This is a genomic window from Spirosoma spitsbergense DSM 19989, from assembly GCF_000374085.1.
Lineage (GTDB): Bacteria > Bacteroidota > Bacteroidia > Cytophagales > Spirosomataceae > Spirosoma > Spirosoma spitsbergense.
Genome location: NZ_KB893544.1, coordinates 47759 through 69874 on the forward strand (window position 1 = coordinate 47759; position 22116 = coordinate 69874).

Below are 22116 nucleotides of genomic sequence, written 5' to 3' on the forward strand. Positions count from 1 at the left end.
TAGACTTTACAAACATGAATCATACAAAACAATTTATCCGGCTCTCGTTGCTTACGGTCCTGTTTGGTACCGTGCTGACGGCCTGTAACGATTTTCTGACTACGCCACCGCAGGGGCAGATTGGTGTGGCAGCCGTGCAGAGTGACCCCGCAGCAGCCCAGAACCTCGTTACAGGGGTCTACAACATCATGTGGGATGGTAGTATGCACGGCTTCGATTATGTGGGTATGACCAACATTGCGTCCGATGATGCCGACAAGGGCAGTTCGGCGACCGATGGGGCCAACTCGTATGGTACACTCGATAACCTGAATATGACCCCCGGCGTGGGCAATATCAACAACGTCTGGTCTACCTATTTCCGGGCCATTGCCCGCGCCAATCAGGCGTTGGCGCTGATTCCGCAGAGTGCCGCCGACCAGACCACCCGTAATCAACTGGAGGGGGAGGTACGGTTTCTGCGGGCTTATTTTTACTTTAAATTAGTCCGGTTTTTTGGTGGGGTACCACTCATCGAAAATGTGCCACCGGTAGAGAGTATCAATGATGTATCCCTGCAAAGGCGGGCTACCCCCGAGGCCGTTTACGCCCGTATCATTGCCGATTTACGGTTTGCCGTAACGAATCTGGCCACAAAAAGCCAGGTCGCTACGGGTAAAGCCACCAAAGCGGCCGCCATGGCCATGCTGGCCAAAGTGTATATGTACCAGAAAAACTGGCAGCAGGCCTATAACCTGACTGATTCTATTATCAAGAATCAGGTGGGTACATACAGTTTGCTACCAAACTATGCCAACATCTGGCGGGAGGCAGGAGCCAACAGTTTCGAATCTATCTTCGAAGTACAAACGGGGATCAACTTATCCTGTGATGCCGCCATTCCAATTTACGTCGTTTGCCAGGGGCCACGCACCGGAGGCAAACGCGGCTGGGCCGATCTAGGCTTTGGGTTTGGAACACCGTCGCAGAGTTTGGTGGATGAATATGAGCCGAACGATGTACGCAAGGCAGCCACCATCATTTTTATCAACCCCGCTCCTATGGGTACGGTGTTGTGGGATGGCTACCGGGTTCCGAGCCGCGACTCAGTGGAAAATGACCGGTATAATTACAAAGCCTACCATAGCCGCACGGCCGAGAAGAACTGTGGTGTGAATGATCGCTTGCCTAAAAAACTGCGCATCATGCGCCTGGGGGAAGTGTTGCTTATTCACGCCGAAGCGGCCTTCGCTTTGGGCAACAGCGCCGATGCGCTGACCGACATTAATAAACTCCGCGTTCGGGCCGGGTTACCCGCTCTCACCACCATTGACCGGACGAAAATCTGGCACGAACGGCGCGTAGAACTGGCGATGGAACACGACCGCTTTTTCGACTTGGTTCGGCAGGAGAGCATCCAGCCGGGCCGGGCTGTACAGGCATTTGCCGCCCACGGTAAAACATTCACCAAGGGCAAAAGCGAAGTATTCCCCATCCCGCAAACCCAGATTCAGTTGAGCGGAGGAGCACTGACCCAGAACCCGGGATACTAAGTGAATGACCAGGATGGATTGAAAAGGTGATTAACAATCAATGCTTAACTCTGTAACCTGAACGTTGACAAAGCTGATACTCCTGATAAACAAGGAAATAGAAGATTAGCTTTGTCAACGTTTTTTACTTACCTACCTACTACTTATGAAATTATTTGTTGTACTACTACTGGCTTACCTTTCGCTACAGAAGGGTAACTGTCAGCCAGAGCCCCAGACAAATAGTCGCCTGAAAGTCAGCGAACAGGCTTTTCTGGACAGCCTGCAACACGACACGTTTCGTTACTTCTGGGAAACGGCTAACCCCGAAAACGGACTCGTACCCGACCGTGCGCCAAGCCCTTCGTTTGCCAGCATTGCCGCCGTTGGCTTTGGGCTTACCTCCTACCTGGTGGGCGTAGAGCGGGGCTATATCAGCCGCGAACAGGCGGCAGAGCGCACCATAAAAACACTGCGTTTTTTCGCCAATGCGCCCCAATCGGAAAACGTAGCTAACGTGTCTGGTTACAAAGGATTTTTCTACCATTTTCTGGATATGAAAACCGGTGAACGCTTCAAACAGGTCGAACTATCTACCATCGACACGGCGCTGTTATTGGGGGGAATACTGAGCGCGCAGTCATACTTCGATAAAAAGACACCGGTCGAAACGGAAATACGGCAGTTGGCCGAACAGATCTACCGACGCGTTGACTGGACCTGGATACAACCACGGAAGCCGCTCGTTTCTATGGGCTGGCATCCAGAAAAAGGATTCATCAAAGCCGACTGGAAAGGCTATAACGAAGCTATGCTGCTCTACGTGCTGGCACTGGGGTCACCCACGCACCCGGTAGAAGCCGATGCCTGGTCGGCCTGGATAAAAACCTACGACTGGGCGGCATTCGAGGGGCAGACACACGTCAACTTTGATCCCCTTTTCGGACATCAGTACTCGCAAATCTGGATTGATTTTCGGGGTATCAGGGACTCGTACATGGCCGGTAAAGGCATCGACTACGCCGAAAACTCACACCGGGCAACCTACGCCAACCGGGCCTACTGCCTGGAAAATCCGGCCAGATGGCAGGACTACGGGCCGAATATCTGGGGCTTAACGGCCTGCGATGGCCCTAAAGACACAGTCGTCAATGGCCGGAAATTCTTTTCGTATAGGGCCCGGGGAGCCGCATCCACGCAGATTGTAGACGATGGGACGATTTCTCCTACGGCTGCCGGTGGTTCCATGGCGTTTGCCCCCGAAATATGCATCCCTGCCCTCCAGGCGATGAAAATGAAGTACGGTGCCAAACTATACGGTGAGTATGGCTTCCGCGATGCATTCAATCCTACCTATCGTTATCCGGCCCGAATTTCCAACGGCCCCACTACCAATGGCTGGTTTGATATCGATTACCTCGGCATCGATCAGGGGCCAATTCTGCTCATGGCCGAGAATCTTCGGACGGAGTTCGTCTGGACACTAATGCAGCGAAATCCGCACATTCGGAAAGGATTGCAACGAGCCGGGTTCAGCGGTGGCTGGTTGAAGTAAGTTTTGGCAAACTTATCGGGTTTTGTTTTTCAGCACAACCAGCGGCAGGTGCGTATTCCAGGTTGGTGTTATGCCTTCCTGAACGATAAAGGTTTTTGAGAAGTTACCCAGCACAATGTCCTGATCACCATCCCGGTCAACATCGGCCACGTCCATGCAAATCCAGCGTCCCAGCGTGCTGACAGGCATGGCGTGGGGTTGTAGCTGCATGGGTCCTTTCTGCTCAAAAAGTAAACAGCCTTCGGATGGCTCATGCAGAAAATCGGCAAAAAAGGCGATGGTCGCGATGTCCAGATCGCCATCCTGGTCGAAGTCGGTGGCGATGGCTTTGGTGCAGCCGTTTATGGGGTAAAAGTAAGCCTGTTTGTACTCGAAATTACCCTGACTCAGGTAGATATACAGGCCATGATATGGTTTCAGAATTTTAGAATAATCGCTGTTGTCGCCACAGGTGTAGATAATATCCAATTGGCCATCTTTGTTAAAATCAACCAGCTGAAAGCTGGTAGAGCCGTAAACGGATGGGAAATGGAGCAGATTTCGTTCGGTGAAGCCGCCTTTTTTGTCATTCAGAAATAGCCAGATACCTTCGTCGGCGTGGGCAAAAAGTACCATCAGGTCAGGCCAGCCATCGGCGTTGAAATCGCCGGTAGTTGCCTGAATGGCACCGGGCACGTTCCGAATGGTTTGGTGGGTAAATTTCCCGTTTGCCTCCTGTTTCAACCAGTAAAGTCCGCCTTTCAGATGGCCAAATCCACAAATCACCCAGTCCATCCGGCCATCTTTATTAACATCGACGGGGATTGACTGCAACGGGCGGGGCAAATCGACAGCCAGTGTTGAGGAGTCTGCCTGCTGCTTGCTATCCAGATTCAGCGAAACCAGTTCTCCCCGCGCAATATCGGCGGCCCGCATGGTTCCCAGCGTCGTGAATATACCCCGTTCGTTCCCTCCTTTATCCCGAAAAAAATCAGCATTGACCACCGCCGATTTAAGTTGCCGGAAGCGGGTGGGTTGCAGGCTTGAATCCCAGCGGGTGAGGTCGCTTCGGAACGCATCGCTGGTGTAGAGTTGATGTCCAATGGTATCCATCTTCACCAGTGTTGTCATGGCCGTTTGGGTGGTATCAAGACGAGGTTTCTCCACCGAGAAAATGGCCCAGTCATCCACGGCGGGGATGGGCTTACGGGCTGGTTTGAGTTTTACCGGGGCCAGGGTCTGGTAGTAGGCAATCAGTTTCTGCCAGTCGTCGAACGAAATAGTTGATTTGCTGCCAGCGTAATAAAGCCCTTCGGGATATACTTCCAGCCCCAGATTGGTGGCCATGGCGGGTAACACGTGCTTCACCCAGGTATCCTTATCCAGTAGTTCGGGCGAGGGAGTCTGATGGCAGTTGCCGCAGTAATGTTGCGCCAGTAGCCTGCCTTCCACCGTTTGCGGGTCATCTCCATTCGACTGGCAACTGGCTACGGCGATGAACAATACAAAACTGGCTATCAGCGGTAATCCAATCAACGTCCTGTTGATAAAAAGGTGGGGCAACATGCGTTGTATTCTACTCACAAAAAGGGGTGCATTAGGCAAACATATCCGCTCCCGGGCTTCATGCTCCTCTGCAGTTTAATAATTCCGGTTCGTTTGATGCAGCAAAAATAGCTGAATAGAGGAATAAGGTGGGCTTCACGTACCCACGTTTAAAGACAGGATGAGCCGCTGTTACTCGTAAAAGTAGCCGAAAATAATCCCCATCTCATCTTCGCTCGTCAGGCCAAAATTAATGGTCTTGGATGAGGTGTTGTTGTAGGTAATCTCCGAAGTAAGGCCTTCACCTTTGTTCAGGCTGATGGGTGTTTTGAAGGTGATGATGTCTGGGTGTTCCCAATCGGTTGACGTATAAACCACTTCACCATCGCGGGTGCCGCCTTTAATTTTAATCACGAATTTCTCACCCATTTTGTGTATGTGGGACGTTAGCGTCAGCACCTGACGGGGCTTGTCGAACGTAAATGATTTAGTCATCGTCGTTCGGGTATTTCCGGGCAGGTTGAGGCTGGTGTTACTCAGGTTCAGCGTTTGTACCACATGCTGCACCGTCGATTTGTCGACCGTGTAAAAATTGACCTGGGCTTCCCCTTTCATCACGGTACTGGTCTTGTTGACAAAATGGGAGTTCAGGTCGAACGATGCCCCCGCTGGCACGAGCAGGGCAGTTCCTGCCGGGAAAACATAATCCTGGTACTGCGCTTGAGAACCAGCGAAATATACGTGATTAGACATACTGAACGCTGTGAACAGGTTAAGGGATTTGTCTGGATTTCGTAAGTCGCGGATGTCGTTCAGGTTGGGAAGTATATTTCTATTCTGGAAATCGTAGGCGACGAAGTGGTGACTCCCACTCCGCATTTTGGTTTCGTAGCGGTTCACGTAAATATCCTGCGTGTTTCCAACCGTCCGGCGGGTAAATAACTCCCGCTCAAAATTCGGCTGAATCTCGAACAGCGGCACGGCCATCTGATAACCAGTGCCGGACGCCGGCACTGGCAGGGGATCGTAGGTAACTACCGTAACCGTTTTATCGTCGAGTAACGCGGCATCGGCCACGGTTCCCGTTTTGGGTGCCCCCGCTTCAATCCACCGCCTTACAAACTCAACTTGTCCGTCTGGCAGTATAGTGCCACCCAGCGGCATCGGATTTCCGTACTGCTTTCCTGAATGATGACTGGCGGCCGTACCCGCCAGTTTGTGGTATAGTAAGCTTTCCAGCGAAGCAAATGCCTTTATCCGTTTTAAACCGTCTGTTTTAGCATCCGCGTTTTTAGGATCAACGCCTACCATATTCTGATACGCTACACCTTCGGCCAGCACCAGGCCATGCTGGATGTAGGTAATATCTTTGTCGGACAAATGGCAGCCCGATGTGGCGCAGGAAGGGGTCAGGATTTTCTGTTGAATCAGGTCAAACGACGATAGTTCAGTTGGCGCAGGGGTATCGGTAGCCGTTTTGGTGCAGGACACCAAATTCGTTAGAAGGATGGCAGCAGCGGCACCAAAACCTAAACGGGTATAAGTCAGGAGGTTCATAGATGAATAAAGCGTAATTCGCCTGTTGAAAGGTAACGAAAATTGTTGGCTTTTCGTCCGTTTGTAGCCAGGCATCGTCACAATTTGGGGTGTTGCTGGTTGCTTTGCTTATAAAGCCGCATAGTTTTTGGCAGCATCGTCCAGCACCAGCACCCAATCCTGACCATATCCCTGCGTTGGTGGCGTAAACTGCTTTGGTTGCTGATTATCGAACGTGCCGGCCGGTTTCGTTTTGCCCGAACGAGGGTCGAACCAGGTGGCCGTAACCGTTTTTCCCGAAATTTTTCCCGGATTCACGCTGAATGACTTACCGGCGGTTGTGTACACAAAGGCGTAGTCGGTGCCGCGAGTGGCCTGAATCCGTTCGGCAGGAGAGAGGTTATTCTCTACAATAAGGGACTGATCCGGTACGCGGTCGAGCAGCGGGCGTGCCGTCATCAGGTGCCGAACGTGTGTCATCTGATTGGCTCCGGGCAGGTCGAGGGCTTCCTGCCAGTAGAGGTGTGGCCCATTTACCGCCGGTCGTTTTGCACTGTACATCTGCCAGATGTCGTGACAGCCATACGTATGGCCATGCGCACCCGCGAATAAATCCAGATAGGCATACATCCGAACATCATAGGCATTGGAAGTGCCCAGGTCTTTGGCGTTGAAACAAACGGGATGGTCTTCATAGATGGGTTCGGCATCCATCGTCGGTTTAACGGGCTGGTTATTGTACGATACGGTAATGTTGTCGTACATGGCGTTGTTGCGGCAGTGGCCGTTCTGGTGCATGTTGAAATCGAACCAGGCATCATCCTTAAACCATTTCGACGCGCCCCCTTCCAGCCCGTTAGGCTGGGGGTGATAGGTCATCAGGGCTTTGTCGGCACCCCCAACGCCTTCCTGAATACCGTCGGCCATTGCCCGCCAGATTGCTACGTCGAATGAACCGTCGCGGGGTTGCCGGTCACCGCCCAGCACCCAAACGATATTTTCCCGGTTCTTGTAGCGGTTCCCTACGTAACGACCGTACACACGTGCATTGGTCGGCGTAAATATTTCCGGTCCCTTACCCCAGGTATTTTTAAATACTTTGTCGCCCCAGGTGGGTAAAAATGCAATCACAATGCCGTACTGAGCCGCTCTGTCAATAATGTAATCGACGTGTTTAAAATACGCTTCGTTAGGCCGGGTGGGGTTATTATCCAGAAGGGGTACCTCGCCGTACGGGTTTTGCTCTTTAAGCCCGTCGAATTCGGCAAGGGCAACCGCCTGTACGACCGTAAAGCCCTGTTCGGACCGGCGTTTGAGGTATTGGTCGGCCTCTTCCCGGTTCAGCCGGTGGAAGAGTTCCCAGGCCGTGTCGCCCAGCCAGAAAAACGGTGTGCCATCCTGATGAACCAGGTACCGATGATTATCCGACACCTTTAAGCGACCGCCGGCGAAAGGCTGCTGCGCCAGAGCCAGGCTTTGCCAGAGTAGTAACGCTGTAAGAACAAACCAGTATTTCATAAAATGGGGCTATTTATCATTCAGTTTGAGCCATGGATGTCGCTAAACCTACTGCTTGGCAGCCGTAAAACTTACGGTCGAATTATTGAACGGGTAGGCCTTCATGGTGAGCGTATTGTTGAACCAACTTCCCACCTGAGTACTTCCCGACAGTAGTGCAATGGCACTTCCCGATGGCTGGAGCGTGATCTTTTGGGTTTCTGAAAACGTAGAACTGCCCGACGTGCCGACGGTGGCGTAGGTAAGGGTAAACAGGATAGTCGTTAGGGATTCGCCCTCACGAACCATTAATACACTCCCATTAGCAACGGTAATAGCCGTCTGACTACCTGCCGGTGTCACTTCGGCCATGCGGTATAACCCTACCACTGGTTTAGCCAAATCCTGGGGTGTGGTATCCGTTTTTTTGCAGCCGGTGACGAGGGCTAAAAGGCTGATAAAAACAGGCAATAAGTAACGCATGGGGTTGAGAATATTATTATAACGTGGGTACGAAAACAGAAACGGCAGGCAATCTGGCTAGCTATACCTTTCAGTCAATCACCCAACAGGGAAAGTCATAAAATCAACTCGTTTACTGCTAATTCATTTCGGGGGAGACTGCTCCAATTAGCCATTCCCGTGTCGGCTGTCCTGTCTGGATGCTTATATTTGGCCATAAATCTGTTATTGATCCCTGATTATGACCGTTGGCGCAGATTCCAGCTATTTGTCCCCTTCTTCCAAGCAACGATGGCAGCGTATACTGGGAATCCGGCCTGAGGAGGGTCGAACAGTAGGCCTGTTTTTTGTGCATAACTTTCTGCTGGGCATTGGCACGATTCTGATTTACGTAGCGGCCAATGCTATTCTGCTCGAAAATAATCCCGAAACCAGTTTGCCCGTGGCCTACGTGGTAGCCGCCCTGGCCATGATTGGTGTAAGTCGGGTATACGCTTATTTTGAGCATCACCTGGCTTTACAGGTGGTGGCCGTACGCGTGCTGATAGCTGCTGTTGTTATGACGGTAGTTGTTGGTATACTGGTTGTTGTGGGGCATTCGGTGGCGGCCGCAGTGACGATCATGACGGGCTACCGAATCATTTATTTACTGACCAATCTTGAGTTTTGGGGTGTTTCGGCGGTGGTGTTCGATACGCGCCAGAGCAAACGGCTCTTTGGTGTTATCAGTTCGGGCGATATGCCTGCCAAAGCAGCAGGCGCGGTGCTGGCAGCCCTGGTTCACGCCCATGTCGATGTATTACGGTTGCTGCTGGTGGCGTTTGGTGCCTTTCTGGCCGCCCTCTATATACTTCAGTTAACGATCCGGTCGCACGATGTTCAGGCCGCGTCGGGCGCCAGCCGGGTAGCGCGCCGGGAGCCGTCGCGGCTGGTAGGGAAGCGGTTTGGGGGCAGCGAATTGATTTTTTACATGTGCCTGAGTTTTGCCGTGCTGGCTGCCGTTGCTACGGAAATTGAATACAATTTCTTTATCAACGTAAAACACCGCTTTCACGATCAGACCGACGTAATCCGCTACGTAAGTTACGTGCTGGCCCTGACCTACGGACTGGCCATGCTGGTTAAGCTGTTGATGTCGAGGCAAGTACTCGACAAGTTCGGCATCCAGCGTTCATTGGTCGTGTTGCCCTGGGTTGCCCTGGCAGGCCTTGCGGGACTAATAATTCTGCATTACGCTGTCGTTTCCGAAACGGTGTTGCTCATTTATTTCTGCGGTCTGTATCTGGTTTTTGAAGTGGCCCGGCGTGCCCTGTTCGATCCTGTTTTTCTGGTGTTGTTTCAGCCGCTGTTACCGCCCCAACGGCTCAAAGGGCATACGCTGGCCAAAGGGTTATACGAACCAATTGGGTTGGGCGTAGCCGGCGTTCTGATATTTTTATTCCATAATACCCTCGAGTCGAACGGAGCCTTGTTTTGGATAGGCCTGCTATTGGTGGCCATCTGGTTACTGCGACAAACCTACAGGCGGTATCTGCACGAACTGAACGATGCCATTGGCCGTCGGTTTCTGGAACGCGACGAACTGGCTATGCCGGGCGTGGCGCAGAGAAACCTGATCAATCAACTACAAAGTGATAAAACCGGTGAGGTACTAACCGCTCTTAGCTGGCTGGATACTCACAACCCCGCTGAACTGGCGCAACATATTCCTACCCTGCTTACGCATGCTGAAAAAGCCGTTCGGCGACGTACGCTGGCGACCTTAACCCATCGCAATCTGTCGGTTCCCGTTCGGTCACTCACGCACATTGCGCTGACGGATGAGGACCCGGAACTGCGTCAGCAGGCGGCTTACTTACTGGGCCGACGGATTAATACTGAACCGGCCGAGTTAGCCCCCCTTATTCACCACACCGACCTTACCATCCGCCGGGGTGCCATCAGGGGCATTCTGGAACTGAATCCGCACGACACAGCCGCCCAGGCTGCGCTACGTGAGCTGGTTCAGGAGGATGATCCCGAACGGCAAAAAATCGCGCTTAACCTGATTGCTACCTTACACCTGAACGATTTTGCTCCGGTGGTTCAACAGCTGCTCGCCAGCCCGAACACCGACGTAAAAAAGGCGGCTATCCTGACGGCGGGTAGCCTGACCAACAACGGCCTGACGCAGTTCCTGCTGGTAAACCTGACGCACGAAACCCTGGGCCGGACAGTGGTGCAGGCCCTGAAAGCGCGCGGTCCCGAACTGATTCCTCAGTTGCATGAGATGCGCCGGGTGAATGGTAGCCGACTGTTACTGGAACGGATTACAACTATTTGTGGCGCTATTCAGGCCCCCGAGAGCCGCCAACTCCTGAACGAACTGGTTCAGCAACCCGATTTACCGATTCGCGGGGCTGCCCTGCGTGCCCTGCGCCGTTTCCCGAACGAACCCGCCGATGATGCCCTGTTCCGTACGTTGCTGCATGAAGAAGTGTTGCTGGCACAGCGGATGTTACACGGCAGTTTGTCGGATGCATCCCTAACAACAACACTGGACTATGAACTGTCGGTACTGGTGCAGCGGCTGTTCGATACCCTTGCCCAGCTATTTGATTCCGAAACCATTGCCGGAGCCCGCATGGGCGTTGGGCACCCCGCCCGCGAACGCCGGGCCAACGCCCTCGAAATGCTGGATAACCTGATTCCCCGGGCTACGTACCAAACATTGCAGGTACTGGTGGATGATTTACCTCGTACGGAAAAGACCCGTATTCTGGACACTGAACTGGGACCGTTTCGCGATTCGGAACCAATCCGGTCGTTTATTCTGCGAATGGGTGAAACGGTCTTTTCGGCCTGGACCGTGAGTACCGCACTGCGCGGTTTATCCGAACCGGAAGCGACGGCCATCCGCGAATCACTGACCGCTCAATTTCCTGATTTATCTCCGTTGCTTATGTCCCACGCACCTCATACTACCAGCCAGATTTCCGCGTATGACCGGGTTTTGCTGCTGGCCCAAACCAGCCTGTTTGCCCAAACGCCCGAAAACGTACTGGCCAGTGTAACACCCATTATGAAGGAGGAAGACCACCCAGCCGGTGAACTGATTTTCCATAAAGGCGACCTGGGTTCGGGTATGTACGTCATCTACACCGGCGAAGTAGCCATTCTGGATGGGGATACCGAACTGGCCCGGTTTGGCCGGGGCGACTTTTTTGGCGAACTGGCCCTGCTGGATACCGAATCCCGCTCGGCCACGGCCGAAGCAATTACCGACGTGCGACTGCTGCGCATCGATCAGGACGATTTTTATGATCTGATGGAGGAGCGGGGCGAAGTATTGCGTAGTATTGTTAAAAGCCTGTCTGGTCGTATCAGGCGGCAGAATGACGTATTGGCAAACCGTACAAGTGCCACATAGTCGTTAACCCCCATTCTACGAACATGAGTCTACCAACACCCGAAGGCATTGGAACCGTGGTACTGGCAACGGTAGCCTTTCAGTTTACGGATCGTTTTCTGGGTATAAAAACCCGGCTACCCGCCTGGGAGCCTCATATAAAGCGGATTTGGGCCTACGCCGGTATCCTGATTGGGCTTGGTTTCGTTTTACGGCTCGATTTTTCGACCGGCTGGTTTGCCCTGACAGCAGGGCTATTATTCGTTTATATGCTATGGCGTGTGTATGATTATCGGCCCGCCCGAATTGCACTGCTGGCAGCTGCCCCTTTCCTGCTATTGACGGTAGTGGATAATTTTATGCAGCACTACGCCCCTGAGTTCTATAAGACAAGTGACGACTTTCTGGATAGTGCCATTGGCTTTTCGACCATTTGGGCCATTACGTTTCTGATAATCGCTAATCGTCAGAAGAAGGCATTGGTTGAAGAAGAACAGCAGCGCGTACTGGAAACGGAAGAGCGCCGAAAAATTGAAGCCAAAAAACAGGAACTGGAGTACATGGTATCCGAACGAACCGCTGAAATAACGCGCCAGAAAGAAGAACTGGAACAGACGGTCGAGGAGCTAAAGGCCACACAGACCCAGCTGATTCAGAGTGAAAAAATGGCCTCCCTGGGCGAGCTAACCGCCGGTATAGCGCACGAAATTCAGAACCCCCTCAACTTCGTCAACAACTTCTCCGAAGTAAGTATCGAACTGATCGACGAGTTAGCCGAAGAACAAAGCAAAGCGAACCGCGATGCAGAACTTGAAGCCGAACTACTCAACGATTTAAAACAGAATCTTCAGAAAATAACCCATCACGGTGGTCGAGCTTCCAGTATTGTGAAAGGAATGCTGCAGCATTCGCGGGCCAGTACCGGGCAGCGTGAACCAACGGACCTGAACGGGCTGGCCGACGAATACCTGCGGCTTGCCTACCACGGACTGCGAGCCAAAGATAAATCGTTCAATGCCCAGCTAAAAACGGACTTTGACCCATCCCTCGGAGAAATTAGTATGATTCCTCAGGACATGGGTCGTGTGTTGCTGAATTTATTCACCAATGCCTTCTACGCTGTTCATAAACGCCAGAAACAGGCTGCCGAACCAGGTTATCAACCTACGGTAAGCGTTCGTACACGCTGCAACGACGGAGAAGCCGTCATTATAGTCAGTGATAACGGTATCGGTATTCCCGACGACTTGAAACATAAGATATTCCAGCCCTTTTTCACCACCAAACCCACGGGAGAAGGTACCGGGCTTGGTTTGTCACTGGCCTATGATATTGTGGTCAAGGGCCATACCGGCACGCTGACGGTTGACAGCACAGAAGGACAGGGCACTACATTTACCATAACGTTACCCGCCTGAGCCTAATGGATTTGACCATGAAAAGCCCGGCCAATGACCGGGCTTTCTGATTTAGATTAAGTTGATAATCAGGCTACTGCTTGTCCCACCAAACACGGGTATCCTGGTTGTCTGCTCCCTGCCGCGCTACGGCTTCCTGCCGGTTGGTGGTATTGACCGAAATCTCCGAATCGGGATAAGACAGGCGGTTGATAAAGTTGCCTTTGATTTCCTTACCGGGATACGGGTTGGGTGTCAGTGCCGGAAAGCCACTCCGCCGGAAATTAGCAAACGCTTCGGGTCCGTTCAGGAACGACGCGACCCAGTACTGCGTGTTAATCAATTGCAGGCCCCTGGCAGCTACGTATGGATTAGCCTGAACATAGGCGGTGATAGCCGCCGGTGCAACGGCCGAACCCGCATCTACTATGCCCAACTGCTGCATGTGCGCCGTTATACCTGCGTTATAGAACGTGGCCGGATCGCCGGTTGTCCAGCCGCGCTGGGCAGCCTCGGCCAGCAGCAGCTGGGTTTGGGCGTGCGTTACTAGAAAGGTAGGCGCATCGAAACGCCCCAGGCGCGTTCTGTCCAGTTGGGTATAATCGTAAAAACTTGCCAGTCCATCTTTCGTGGCCTGCGCCGGAATAGTACCGTTATCGAAACCAAGGGGCATCCCGACTTGTACGGCCGGGTCACGATTTGCTTTTGCCGCTGTCTGTTCCGGGCCGCTTTTAGCGCCTACGTAGCGTACGGCAATAGACGCAAGGCGGGGATCTGCCGTCGATTTTAAGTAGTCGACAAAGTATTTTGTCAGGTAATAGTTAGCCGCTTCGGTGGAGTTCAGCGTGTTGCCCACCGGATTTTTGTAATTGGCATTGTTTAGAACGGCCAGATTGTCGGCGTTCGTTTGCATAACGCCACCGGCTACCGCTTTCTGCACCGTCGATTGAGCCAGCGTAGGGTTTATTTTCGACAGGCGCATGCCGACCCGGAGCAAAATGGAATTACCGGCCCGCTTCCACTTGCCAATGTCTCCGCCATACGTAATCTCACCGGCTTCGGTTGGTTTGGTAGCATCGAGAGCGGCCGTGGCTTCGGTCAGTTCTTTGATCAGATCAGTATAGATACTTTCCTGCGTATCGTACTTGGGCAATATGTTGCTGCTGAGATAGCCCAGCCCGGCCTGGCTGTACGGAATATCGCCGTACGAATCGGTCAGTACCTGAAACACATAGGCTTTCCAGATGCGGGCCATGTTGTATAAATTCGCGCGGGTTGGGTCGGATTTGGTTTGATTAATCACATCGACCAGATACCGCACCACGTTCTGGTAGTAGCCCTGCCAGATAGCGGCATTTGGTCCCGCGGGTCCCCGGTTATCGATGTTGAAATTACCTCCGGCAAGCACCCCGGAGTTAGGTGAGAACATCTGCTGCACAATTGGCTCCTCAAACACCAGTATAGACCCCGGAAAGGCCGTATTGATCATGGCGTTGTTGAACGTAAAAACGGGATTGAGCGCCGTGGCCGCCGTTGGGTTGATGTTCAGCGTATCGAACCCTTTATCGCAACTGCTGGTAGCTGCCAGCATGATGGCCAATGCTAAAATGAGTTGTATTTTTTTCATGATTATCTGTTTAAGATAGTCATTGGTCATTTCGTTTCGCGGTCATTAGCGGTTTATTCGTGATCGTCAATGACTATTAATGACCAATGACCCCGAAGCGAAATGACTAATGACTAGAATTTAACATTCAGGTTGAAACCAATACTGCGGGTAGTAGGTAATCCGGTTGACTCCAGACCAATCAGGTTGTCGGAGCTAAAGCCGAACTGCTCAGGGTCGAGGTTAGGCACCCACTTTTTCAGGATGGCTACGTTGTTCGCTACCGCGCTGATGCGAATGGCTTTGATGAACAGGTCTTTGGGCAAAAACTTCGTGAAGTCATAGCCCAGGCTAATCTGGCGGAGTTTCCAGAAACCGGCATCGTAGACAACCTGCTCACCCAGACTTTTGGAGCGACCAACCGAGTAGTAATCCTGCACAAACGCCCGCACGGTATTGGCTTCGCCATTTGTGTTCACGCCCGCACCCACCATTTTGTTGTCGGCATCGCCCCGGCCCACCAGCGTTTCGCGTTGCAGACCGTGCCGGAACAGGTTCAGGTTGGTACCCGAAATCATCTTGCCACCCAGTTTGAAATCAATCAGGAATGACAGGTTGAGGCCTTTGTAGTTGAACGTATTGGTAATACCACCAATGTACTTAGGCAACGCCGAACCAAATGAAATCGGCGCGGCTGTACGATTGGGAATACCATCACCCCCGTGAACAATACGCCCCTGGGCATCGCGGGCATACCCAAAACTGTACAACTGCCCCAACTCTTCGCCAACTACCTGCCGTAGATCGCCGACGAAAACGCCCGTACCTACCACGATTTGTTCAGGAACTTTGGGAGCCGTAGGGTCTGAATTGGGGACGAAACCATCTGGTGAAATGAGTTTGAGAAGTTTCGTTTTGTTATACGACCCGTTCAGCGTTACATCCCAGTAAAAATTCTTGGTTCGGATGGGGGATAGGTTCAGCAACACTTCAATGCCCCGGTTGCGGCTTTGGCCATTGTTGATCAGCGTACTGGTGTAGCCCGATGCATCGGAGGATTGCGCCTGTACAATCTGGTCGCTGGTGACTTTCTCGTAAACCGCGATATCCAGGCCAACCCGGCTGTTGAACATTTTTAACTCTAATCCAAACTCGGTCTCCGCTACCCGACTGGGCTTAAGCGTAGAACTGGGCACCGTGTTGGACGTGATATACCCAACGGGTTGCCCCTGCCCGGCCGGGTTGGGAAACAGATTGGCATTTACGCCGTAAAACAGGTTGTTGGAGTACGGAGCTACATCACCATCACTACCCACTTCGGCATACGCAGCCCGCAGTTTTCCAAAGTTCAACCAGCCCGGCAAGCTATTGAACGCCTGCGAAAAAACGAAGCTACCCGTTATGGATGGGTACAGGATACTACGATTAGCCGGGGCCAGCGTGGAGAACCAGTCGTTCCGAACGGTTCCGTTCAGGTACAGGAAATCTTTGTACGACAATTCAGCCGCGCCGTACAGGGAATTTACTTTCCGTTCGCTGAGGCCGTATAAGGGATCTTTCACGCGTCCGTTCTGAGGGACATATAAGCCCCGAACAATGAAATCCGTTACCTGAACACTGTTCAAATCACTCCGGCGATAAAGTTGGTTACCCCCCGCTGTAATGTCGATACCAAACACGCCAAACTTGTGGTTGGCCCCGATCAGGAAGTCGGTATTGATTTCTCGAAACCGTCGGGCCTCCTGTACGTATGACCCATTCACAAAGCCGGCCGGAGCGGCTGACAGCGAAGCCTGACCCGTTGGGAAGTTATAATCCTGATCCCGCGACCAGTAATCCTGACCAACCCGTCCCTGTAGGTACAGCCAGTCAGTGAAGTTATAGCGAACGGCAATATTTCCGAACAGGCGGTCCCGGCGGATGTTCTCGAATTTATTATTGAGCACGAAGTAGGGGTTCGTCCGGTTCATAAACCGCGAATAAACAAACTCATTCCCCGTGGCCGGATTGATCTGATTGGCTTCCAGCACGTCGAGCGGCATAGAGTTGGCCAGTGTGTAAATAACAGTTGGCGTACTATTGTCCTGCTGGGCAATCTGAGGTGGGTTTTTGTTGTACTCATTGGAGTAGTTCAACGTGCCCGTAACGGACAGCTTTGGTGACAGGTTATAGCTGAAACCGAGGTTAATCGTTTTGCGGTTGAAGGTATTGTTCCGGGTAATGCCTTTATTGTCCAGATTGGAAAGCGACAGGTTGAACCCGCCTTTTTCATTCCCCGACGAGAGGGAGACTGAGTTAGTCCAGGTGGAACCATTCCGGTAGAACGTGTTGATGCGGTCGTAGACCGGCTGGTAGGGTAGCGTTAGACCGCCAAACAACACCTGCGTCTGCCCCGCAAATTTCTCCCCGAAACTCCACACACCCGATGTAGGGTTGGCTGCCGTTGGCCGAACGCCATATTCGCCCTGACCGTACTCATACTGGAAATCCGTGTAGTCGAGCGGCTGGTCGGTCGTAAAGTTCGTATTATATACCACGCCAATACCCTGGCTGGTACCTTTCGTTTTGGTCGTAATCAGGATAGCTCCGTCTTTAGCTCTGGACCCGTACAGGGCAGCCGCTGTACCACCCTTCAGTACCGTCATCCCTTCGATGTCATCGGGGTTGATGGACGACAAACCATCGCCCCCATCGGAGTAATTTCGGTCGCGGTTACCGATGGAGTTATCGCCCCCGGTGTTGCCCGTGTTTTGCCCGAAATTAGAATTGTCGATGGGCACTCCGTTAACAACGATGAGGGGGCTGTTCTGACCAGAAAAAGACGACTGCCCCCGAATGCGGATTTTACTCGTACCGGCGGCCCCCGTACCCAGACTGGAGATATTAACCCCGGCAATTTTGCCTTGCAGGGCGTTCATGAAGTTAACCGTCCGATTGGTCGTAACCTGCTCGGGGTTAACAACGGCAGTGGCATATCCCAGGCGTTTTGCTTCCTTTTTGATACCCAGTGCCGTAACGACCACTTCGCCCAAACTCTGTTCGGCTTCCTGAAGCGTGACCGTCAACTGGGTCTGGTTGCCAATAGAAATTGTCTGACCCGCGAAGCCAATCGAGCTGAAGACGAGTGTAGCCCCGGCAGGCACATTTAAGGTGAAATTTCCGTCGCCGTCCGTCGTAGTACCTAACTCCGTGTTCCGGACCAGTATATTCACCCCCGGAATGGGTTGCTTGTCCTTACTGGATATCACTTTGCCCGTCACCCGCCGATCCTGGGCCTGGGCAACCTGCGTCATCAGGAAAGTGACCAGAAGCAGAAAGCACCAGGCACTAATTCTTGTTCGTAAAGTGTGTTTCATGGGGAATAGGGGTTAATTGTAAATTCATTCAATAAGATAAAAAAATCTTCTTTAGATTAAATTTTAAAAGTAAGTAAATATACCTATCTACTCTGATTTTCAGGCATTATTAAAAAAGTAAATACAGGATAGAAAAGCCGTTTTTTGTGTGAAAAACAGCTCGCTTTGATGATTGGGACAGGGTCAACCGTACGGCTGAACACCGTAACCGGCACCCGTCACAAAGACATACAGGTTCCGATCACCGAACGGAGTAATAAGATTTGCTTAAAAGCGATAGATGGAAATGGATTTACCGAATCTGTCCTGCCTTCTTCAGCAGGTCAACTACTTTTTCTACCGGTACTTGTTCTACCGTATGCCCCCGGTCGCCGGTGGTCGTTTGGGCGGCAAAGAGCGAGTTGATAATTGCTTCTTCGGTGGCTTCTATAGCCGCCATAAACAAGGGGGAGACAGTATCATTACGCAACACGTTCATTGAATCCAGCGTACTATTGGACTCGTGCGCAATGCGGTAAGCGGTAGATACGGCAATAACATAATCGCCACTCCCATTCGATGCGATGCCGCCCGTGTGCGCTAATCCCATAAAAGCGCGTTTGGCCAGTCGTTTGAGGTTGCGGGCATCCAATGGCGCGTCGGTCAGTACAACCATCATGCAGGACCCGTCGAGGTTCTCTTTGAAGTCGAACTTCCCCAACTCAACCCCAACGGGTATACCCGCTATTTGTAGAACGCCCCCAAAGTTTGTTTGCACCAGTACACCAACGGTATAGCCGCCCAGTGAGGCAGGTAACTTACGCGATGATGTGCCAATGCCGCCTTTAAAGCCAAAACAGACGGTGCCGGTGCCAGCACCTGCGTTGCCTTCATCGACCGGACCGGATTTGGCTCGTTGAATGGCTTCCAGCACGTGCTGTTTCGTTACGTGTCGTCCGCGAATATCGTTTAGAAAACCGTCGTTGGTTTCGCCTATCACCGGGTTTACAGAGCGAACCTGTTCATTGCCGGGCTGGGCCAGGGTGTAGTCGATCAGGGCATCGGCAGCCGTGGGTACGCTCAGTGTATTGGTTAAGATAATGGGTGTTTCGAGCGTGCCTAGTTCCTCTACCTGGCTATACCCTGTCAGTTTCCCAAAACCATTACCGATATAAATAGCCGCCGGACTTTTTTGCTGAAACTGATTACCCGCATGAGGCAGGATGGCCGTAACACCCGTGCGAACGTTCTGCCCCGGTGTTATCGTCGTTTGGCCTACCCGAACGCCCGGCACATCGGTGATGGCGTTAAGCGGGCCAGGCTTCAAAACACCGAAACGGATTCCATATTCACGCGGCCGTTTGATCGGCTGGGCGAGCGTGGCCTGAATCGAAATCAGGAGTGAAAGGGTCAGAAGTTGAGCGATGGACATCAGGAAGGACGAGTTTAAAAACGTAGTAGCCAAAATTCGCCCATTTTCTGTCAACTACCAGACGGTTCGTAAAAAACCAGCCGATTTTGTAACTGCGTTAGCTGTTGCTGCATATGCTCCAGCCGTTCCAGCAACTCATTTACCACATCGAGGTCGTCGGGGTGGATGGCTAAGTCCTGATGTAGCCGGACAAACTTCTCCAGCCGGGGTAACTGTTCCGACGGCACATAGGTGGCGTGCTGAATGGTGGTGGTTTCGATGAGGCCACGCTGCTCCAGCAATTGAACAAACTCGACTTCGACGTGGTGGTACACGCAAAATTCGTTGATGAGGATGAGGTTGGGTTGCATAAAATAAGACGTTACATGGCTGCTACTTGCCGGATTAGTTCTTTCTGCTCGTCGGTCAGGTTAGTCGGGAGTTTGATCTGCCATTGCACGTACAAATCACCGAACTTTCCTTCCTGCTTGTATACCGGAAAGCCCTTGCCTTTTAGCCGGACTTTTGCGCCATTCTGTGTTTCGGGGGATACGGTTAGTTTGACTTTACCATCCAGTGTTTCGATGATTTTTTCGCCACCGAGCAACGCCGTGTAGAGATCAATCTCTTCATCTACATAAATGTCATCTCCCTTGCGTTTGTAGCGACTATCGTCGGCAATGACGAATGTGATGTACAAATCGCCCTTGGGGCCACCATTCACACCCGGCGAACCGTAACCGGTCAGTTTTATTTTCTGTCCGTTCTCAATCCCTGCCGGTACGGTAATGCGGATGTTCTTTCCATCAACATTCATGGTTTGCTTGTGCGTCGTGTACGCATCACGCAGGTTCAGGTGCAGTTCGGCCTGATAATCCTGCCCCCTGAACTTAGCTTGTCGGCGACTGCCACCCGTGCCTGCATCCTGCCCAAACATGGACGAGAAGAAATCCGAGAAATCCGCACCCCCAAAACCACCCGAAAAATCGTCTCCGCCCGCGTATTGCCGACGCGATTGCTGCTGTTGCCCCGCGTTGCGCCGGGCTTCTTCAAACTGGTCGGCGTGTTGCCAGTCTTTACCGTATTGATCGTATTTTTTCCGCTTCTCGGGGTCGCTCAGGACCTCGTTAGCTTCGTTGATTTGCTGAAACTTTTTGTTGGCCTCCGCATCATCCGGGTTTAAGTCGGGGTGATGTTTACGGGCCAGTTTGCGGTACGCTTTCTTTATATCGTCGTCTGACGCGGTTTTGGGTACGCCCAGCACACTGTAATAGTCAATGAAATCCATACTGGAGGGATGTTACGTGTAGTTCCGTATAAACTCGGAAGGGGTAGGGAAGGTTGTGAAGAGATGGAAACCCCATCGCCAAAGCGAGATGATTTCTCTATCTTGCTGTCCTCAAAGTTTAGCACTAAGCTCTATGAAAATTATTCGTTTATTTTTATTCTGTTTCCTGGCAACCGCTTCTCTTCACGCCCAAACTGCCTCCAAAACAGGTTCGCTGGCAGATGTTAGTTTTATGGAAGGCCGTTGGTTGGGCACCTTCAACGGTGGCCCTATTGAGGCTTGCTGGATTGCACCCGTCGGGGATAACCTGACCGGGTTTATACGTATGATGAAAGACAACAAAGTTACTATGTACGAAATGTTGATCTTTGAACAAACAGAACAGGGGCCAATCGTACTGGTAAAGCACTTTAAGCCCGGTTTGATCGGACAGGAAGAAAAAGATAAGTCAGACCGTTACAAATTTATCGAAGCAGGAAAAGGCAAGGCAATTTTTGAGAAGGAAGACGGCTCGATTCGAATCATCTACGAAAAACGGTCGGCCGCTCAGTTAGTGATTCAGCGGGGCATGCAGAAAGACGGTAATTGGGCGTTCAGTGACCTTTTTGTCTTTAACCTCGTTCGATAGCTATTCGCCTGCTGTTTATTGCCGCTCTGCCAGTCGCTGAACTTCCCGGCGTAAGGCCCGTACTTCATTGGTTAATTCCTGAATGGCCTGTGCTCCCGCTACTTCGCCCTCGGTGCTCTCGGCATCGCGTCCCACAAAATAAGTGGCCAGCGTAGCCGTCACGTATCCAAAAACGGCAAAGGCATACAGGGCCAGTAACATACACAAAGCCCGGCCTTCGGGGGTTTTGGGCCAGTATTCTGATCCCATCGTAGTCATCAGCATAGCCGTCCACCATACGGCCTCGCCGTAGGAGTTTAAGGAAGTGCCGGGTGCGTCGCGTTCAAACGTATACATCCCGGCAGCACCAGCCAGTGTCATCAGGAGCGTTAGCAGCACGACATAACCAAACCCCCGCCTACTCATACTGGCTCCCAACGCCCGCATTCCCCGGTTTATGGAGCCAACCACCCGCACCAGTCGCACGCCCCGCGCTACGCGCAGAAAGCGCAGTACACGTACGATCCGAAAGACGCGCAACGCTGGCAGGAATAGGGAAATGACCGTTAGCCAGTTGTGTTTCAGAAACGGGATTTTTTCGGGTGCTAGGGTAAAACGGAGGAGAAAATCAAGGATAAAAATGATCCAGATTACGGTGCCCAGGTGTTCCCAAAAGGGTGTCAGGCCGTAGGCTAGTTCCTGAATCAGCAGACCCAGCCAAACGAAACCCAGCACCAGCATGGGGGTGTCGAGCCAGTCGCTCAGGCGTTCCAGTAATTCGTGGCGTTCGCTGGTAAGTTCTTGCTGAGTCGGTTTTGTCACGGAGTCAGTCGGTTGAGGGTTATTAACTTAACCCACGAGGGGCAAAGTGGTTTACAACAACCACAATGGGCCGGGAGGTCAGCGCCGGTGCAATTGCACCGGCGCTGACCTCCCGGAAACCGACACCAGATAAAGCTAACCGACGGCAATACGCCTTTTGTTGAATAAAACTCCGTA

General features: G+C 52.2%; 15 protein-coding genes. 5 read left to right on the forward strand and 10 right to left on the reverse strand.

The window, feature by feature from the left end:
* Nucleotides 1-14: 14 nt before the first annotated feature.
* Nucleotides 15-1532, forward strand: coding sequence for a RagB/SusD family nutrient uptake outer membrane protein (locus B157_RS0115120; RefSeq protein ID WP_020604141.1), 1518 nt, complete (start codon nucleotides 15-17; stop codon nucleotides 1530-1532).
* Nucleotides 1533-1677: 145 nt separating this feature from the next.
* Nucleotides 1678-3066 carry a glucoamylase family protein gene (locus B157_RS0115125; RefSeq protein ID WP_020604142.1) on the forward strand — a complete coding sequence of 463 codons (1389 nt, stop codon included), beginning with the start codon at nucleotides 1678-1680 and terminating at the stop codon, nucleotides 3064-3066.
* Nucleotides 3067-3078: 12 nt separating this feature from the next.
* On the opposite strand, the gene B157_RS0115130 is transcribed toward B157_RS0115125, so the two are convergent.
* From B157_RS0115130 to B157_RS0115145, 4 genes are all read right to left on the reverse strand, one after another.
* Nucleotides 3079-4611: an FG-GAP repeat domain-containing protein gene (locus tag B157_RS0115130; protein ID WP_020604143.1), complete on the reverse strand. Its 1533-nt coding sequence runs from the start codon at nucleotides 4609-4611 to the stop codon at nucleotides 3079-3081.
* Nucleotides 4612-4782: 171 nt separating this feature from the next.
* Nucleotides 4783-6147, reverse strand: a complete 1365-nt coding sequence (locus B157_RS0115135; RefSeq protein WP_026308719.1) for a hypothetical protein — start codon at nucleotides 6145-6147, stop codon at nucleotides 4783-4785.
* Nucleotides 6148-6255: 108 nt separating this feature from the next.
* The gene (locus B157_RS0115140; protein WP_020604145.1) at nucleotides 6256-7644 is read right to left on the reverse strand and encodes a glycoside hydrolase family 140 protein; all 1389 of its coding nucleotides are present in this window, start codon (nucleotides 7642-7644) and stop codon (nucleotides 6256-6258) included.
* Between the two features lie 48 nt (nucleotides 7645-7692).
* Nucleotides 7693-8106, reverse strand: a complete 414-nt coding sequence (locus B157_RS0115145; protein ID WP_020604146.1) for a hypothetical protein — start codon at nucleotides 8104-8106, stop codon at nucleotides 7693-7695.
* Between the two features lie 220 nt (nucleotides 8107-8326).
* Here B157_RS0115145 and B157_RS0115150 point away from each other — a divergent pair, with 220 nt between their 5' ends.
* Complete coding sequence (locus tag B157_RS0115150; RefSeq protein ID WP_020604147.1) at nucleotides 8327-11494, forward strand: cyclic nucleotide-binding domain-containing protein; 3168 nt, start codon at nucleotides 8327-8329, stop codon at nucleotides 11492-11494.
* Nucleotides 11495-11517: 23 nt separating this feature from the next.
* Entirely contained in the window at nucleotides 11518-12891 is a 1374-nt protein-coding gene (locus B157_RS0115155; protein WP_020604148.1) for a sensor histidine kinase, read from the forward strand.
* 73 nt (nucleotides 12892-12964) lie between these two features.
* On the opposite strand, the gene B157_RS0115160 is transcribed toward B157_RS0115155, so the two are convergent.
* From B157_RS0115160 to B157_RS0115180, 5 genes are all read right to left on the reverse strand, one after another.
* Entirely contained in the window at nucleotides 12965-14497 is a 1533-nt protein-coding gene (locus B157_RS0115160) for a SusD/RagB family nutrient-binding outer membrane lipoprotein (protein WP_026308720.1), read from the reverse strand.
* Nucleotides 14498-14610: 113 nt separating this feature from the next.
* Nucleotides 14611-17832, reverse strand: a complete 3222-nt coding sequence (locus tag B157_RS0115165) for a SusC/RagA family TonB-linked outer membrane protein (protein WP_026308721.1) — start codon at nucleotides 17830-17832, stop codon at nucleotides 14611-14613.
* 292 nt (nucleotides 17833-18124) lie between these two features.
* On the reverse strand, nucleotides 18125-19243 hold the full coding sequence (locus B157_RS0115170) for a DmpA family aminopeptidase (protein WP_041952124.1): 1119 nt from the start codon (nucleotides 19241-19243) through the stop codon (nucleotides 18125-18127).
* A 50-nt stretch (nucleotides 19244-19293) separates the two neighbouring features.
* Nucleotides 19294-19593, reverse strand: coding sequence for a chaperone modulator CbpM (locus B157_RS0115175; protein ID WP_020604152.1), 300 nt, complete (start codon nucleotides 19591-19593; stop codon nucleotides 19294-19296).
* 11 nt (nucleotides 19594-19604) lie between these two features.
* Complete coding sequence (locus B157_RS0115180; protein WP_020604153.1) at nucleotides 19605-20510, reverse strand: DnaJ C-terminal domain-containing protein; 906 nt, start codon at nucleotides 20508-20510, stop codon at nucleotides 19605-19607.
* A 133-nt stretch (nucleotides 20511-20643) separates the two neighbouring features.
* Between B157_RS0115180 and B157_RS0115185 the strand changes: the two genes are divergently transcribed.
* The gene (locus B157_RS0115185) at nucleotides 20644-21138 is read left to right on the forward strand and encodes a DUF6265 family protein (protein WP_020604154.1); all 495 of its coding nucleotides are present in this window, start codon (nucleotides 20644-20646) and stop codon (nucleotides 21136-21138) included.
* A gap of 15 nt (nucleotides 21139-21153) precedes the next feature.
* Here the strand turns inward: B157_RS0115185 and B157_RS0115190 are convergent, their stop codons facing one another.
* Nucleotides 21154-21939 carry a potassium channel family protein gene (locus B157_RS0115190; protein WP_020604155.1) on the reverse strand — a complete coding sequence of 262 codons (786 nt, stop codon included), beginning with the start codon at nucleotides 21937-21939 and terminating at the stop codon, nucleotides 21154-21156.
* Nucleotides 21940-22116 lie beyond the last annotated feature (177 nt).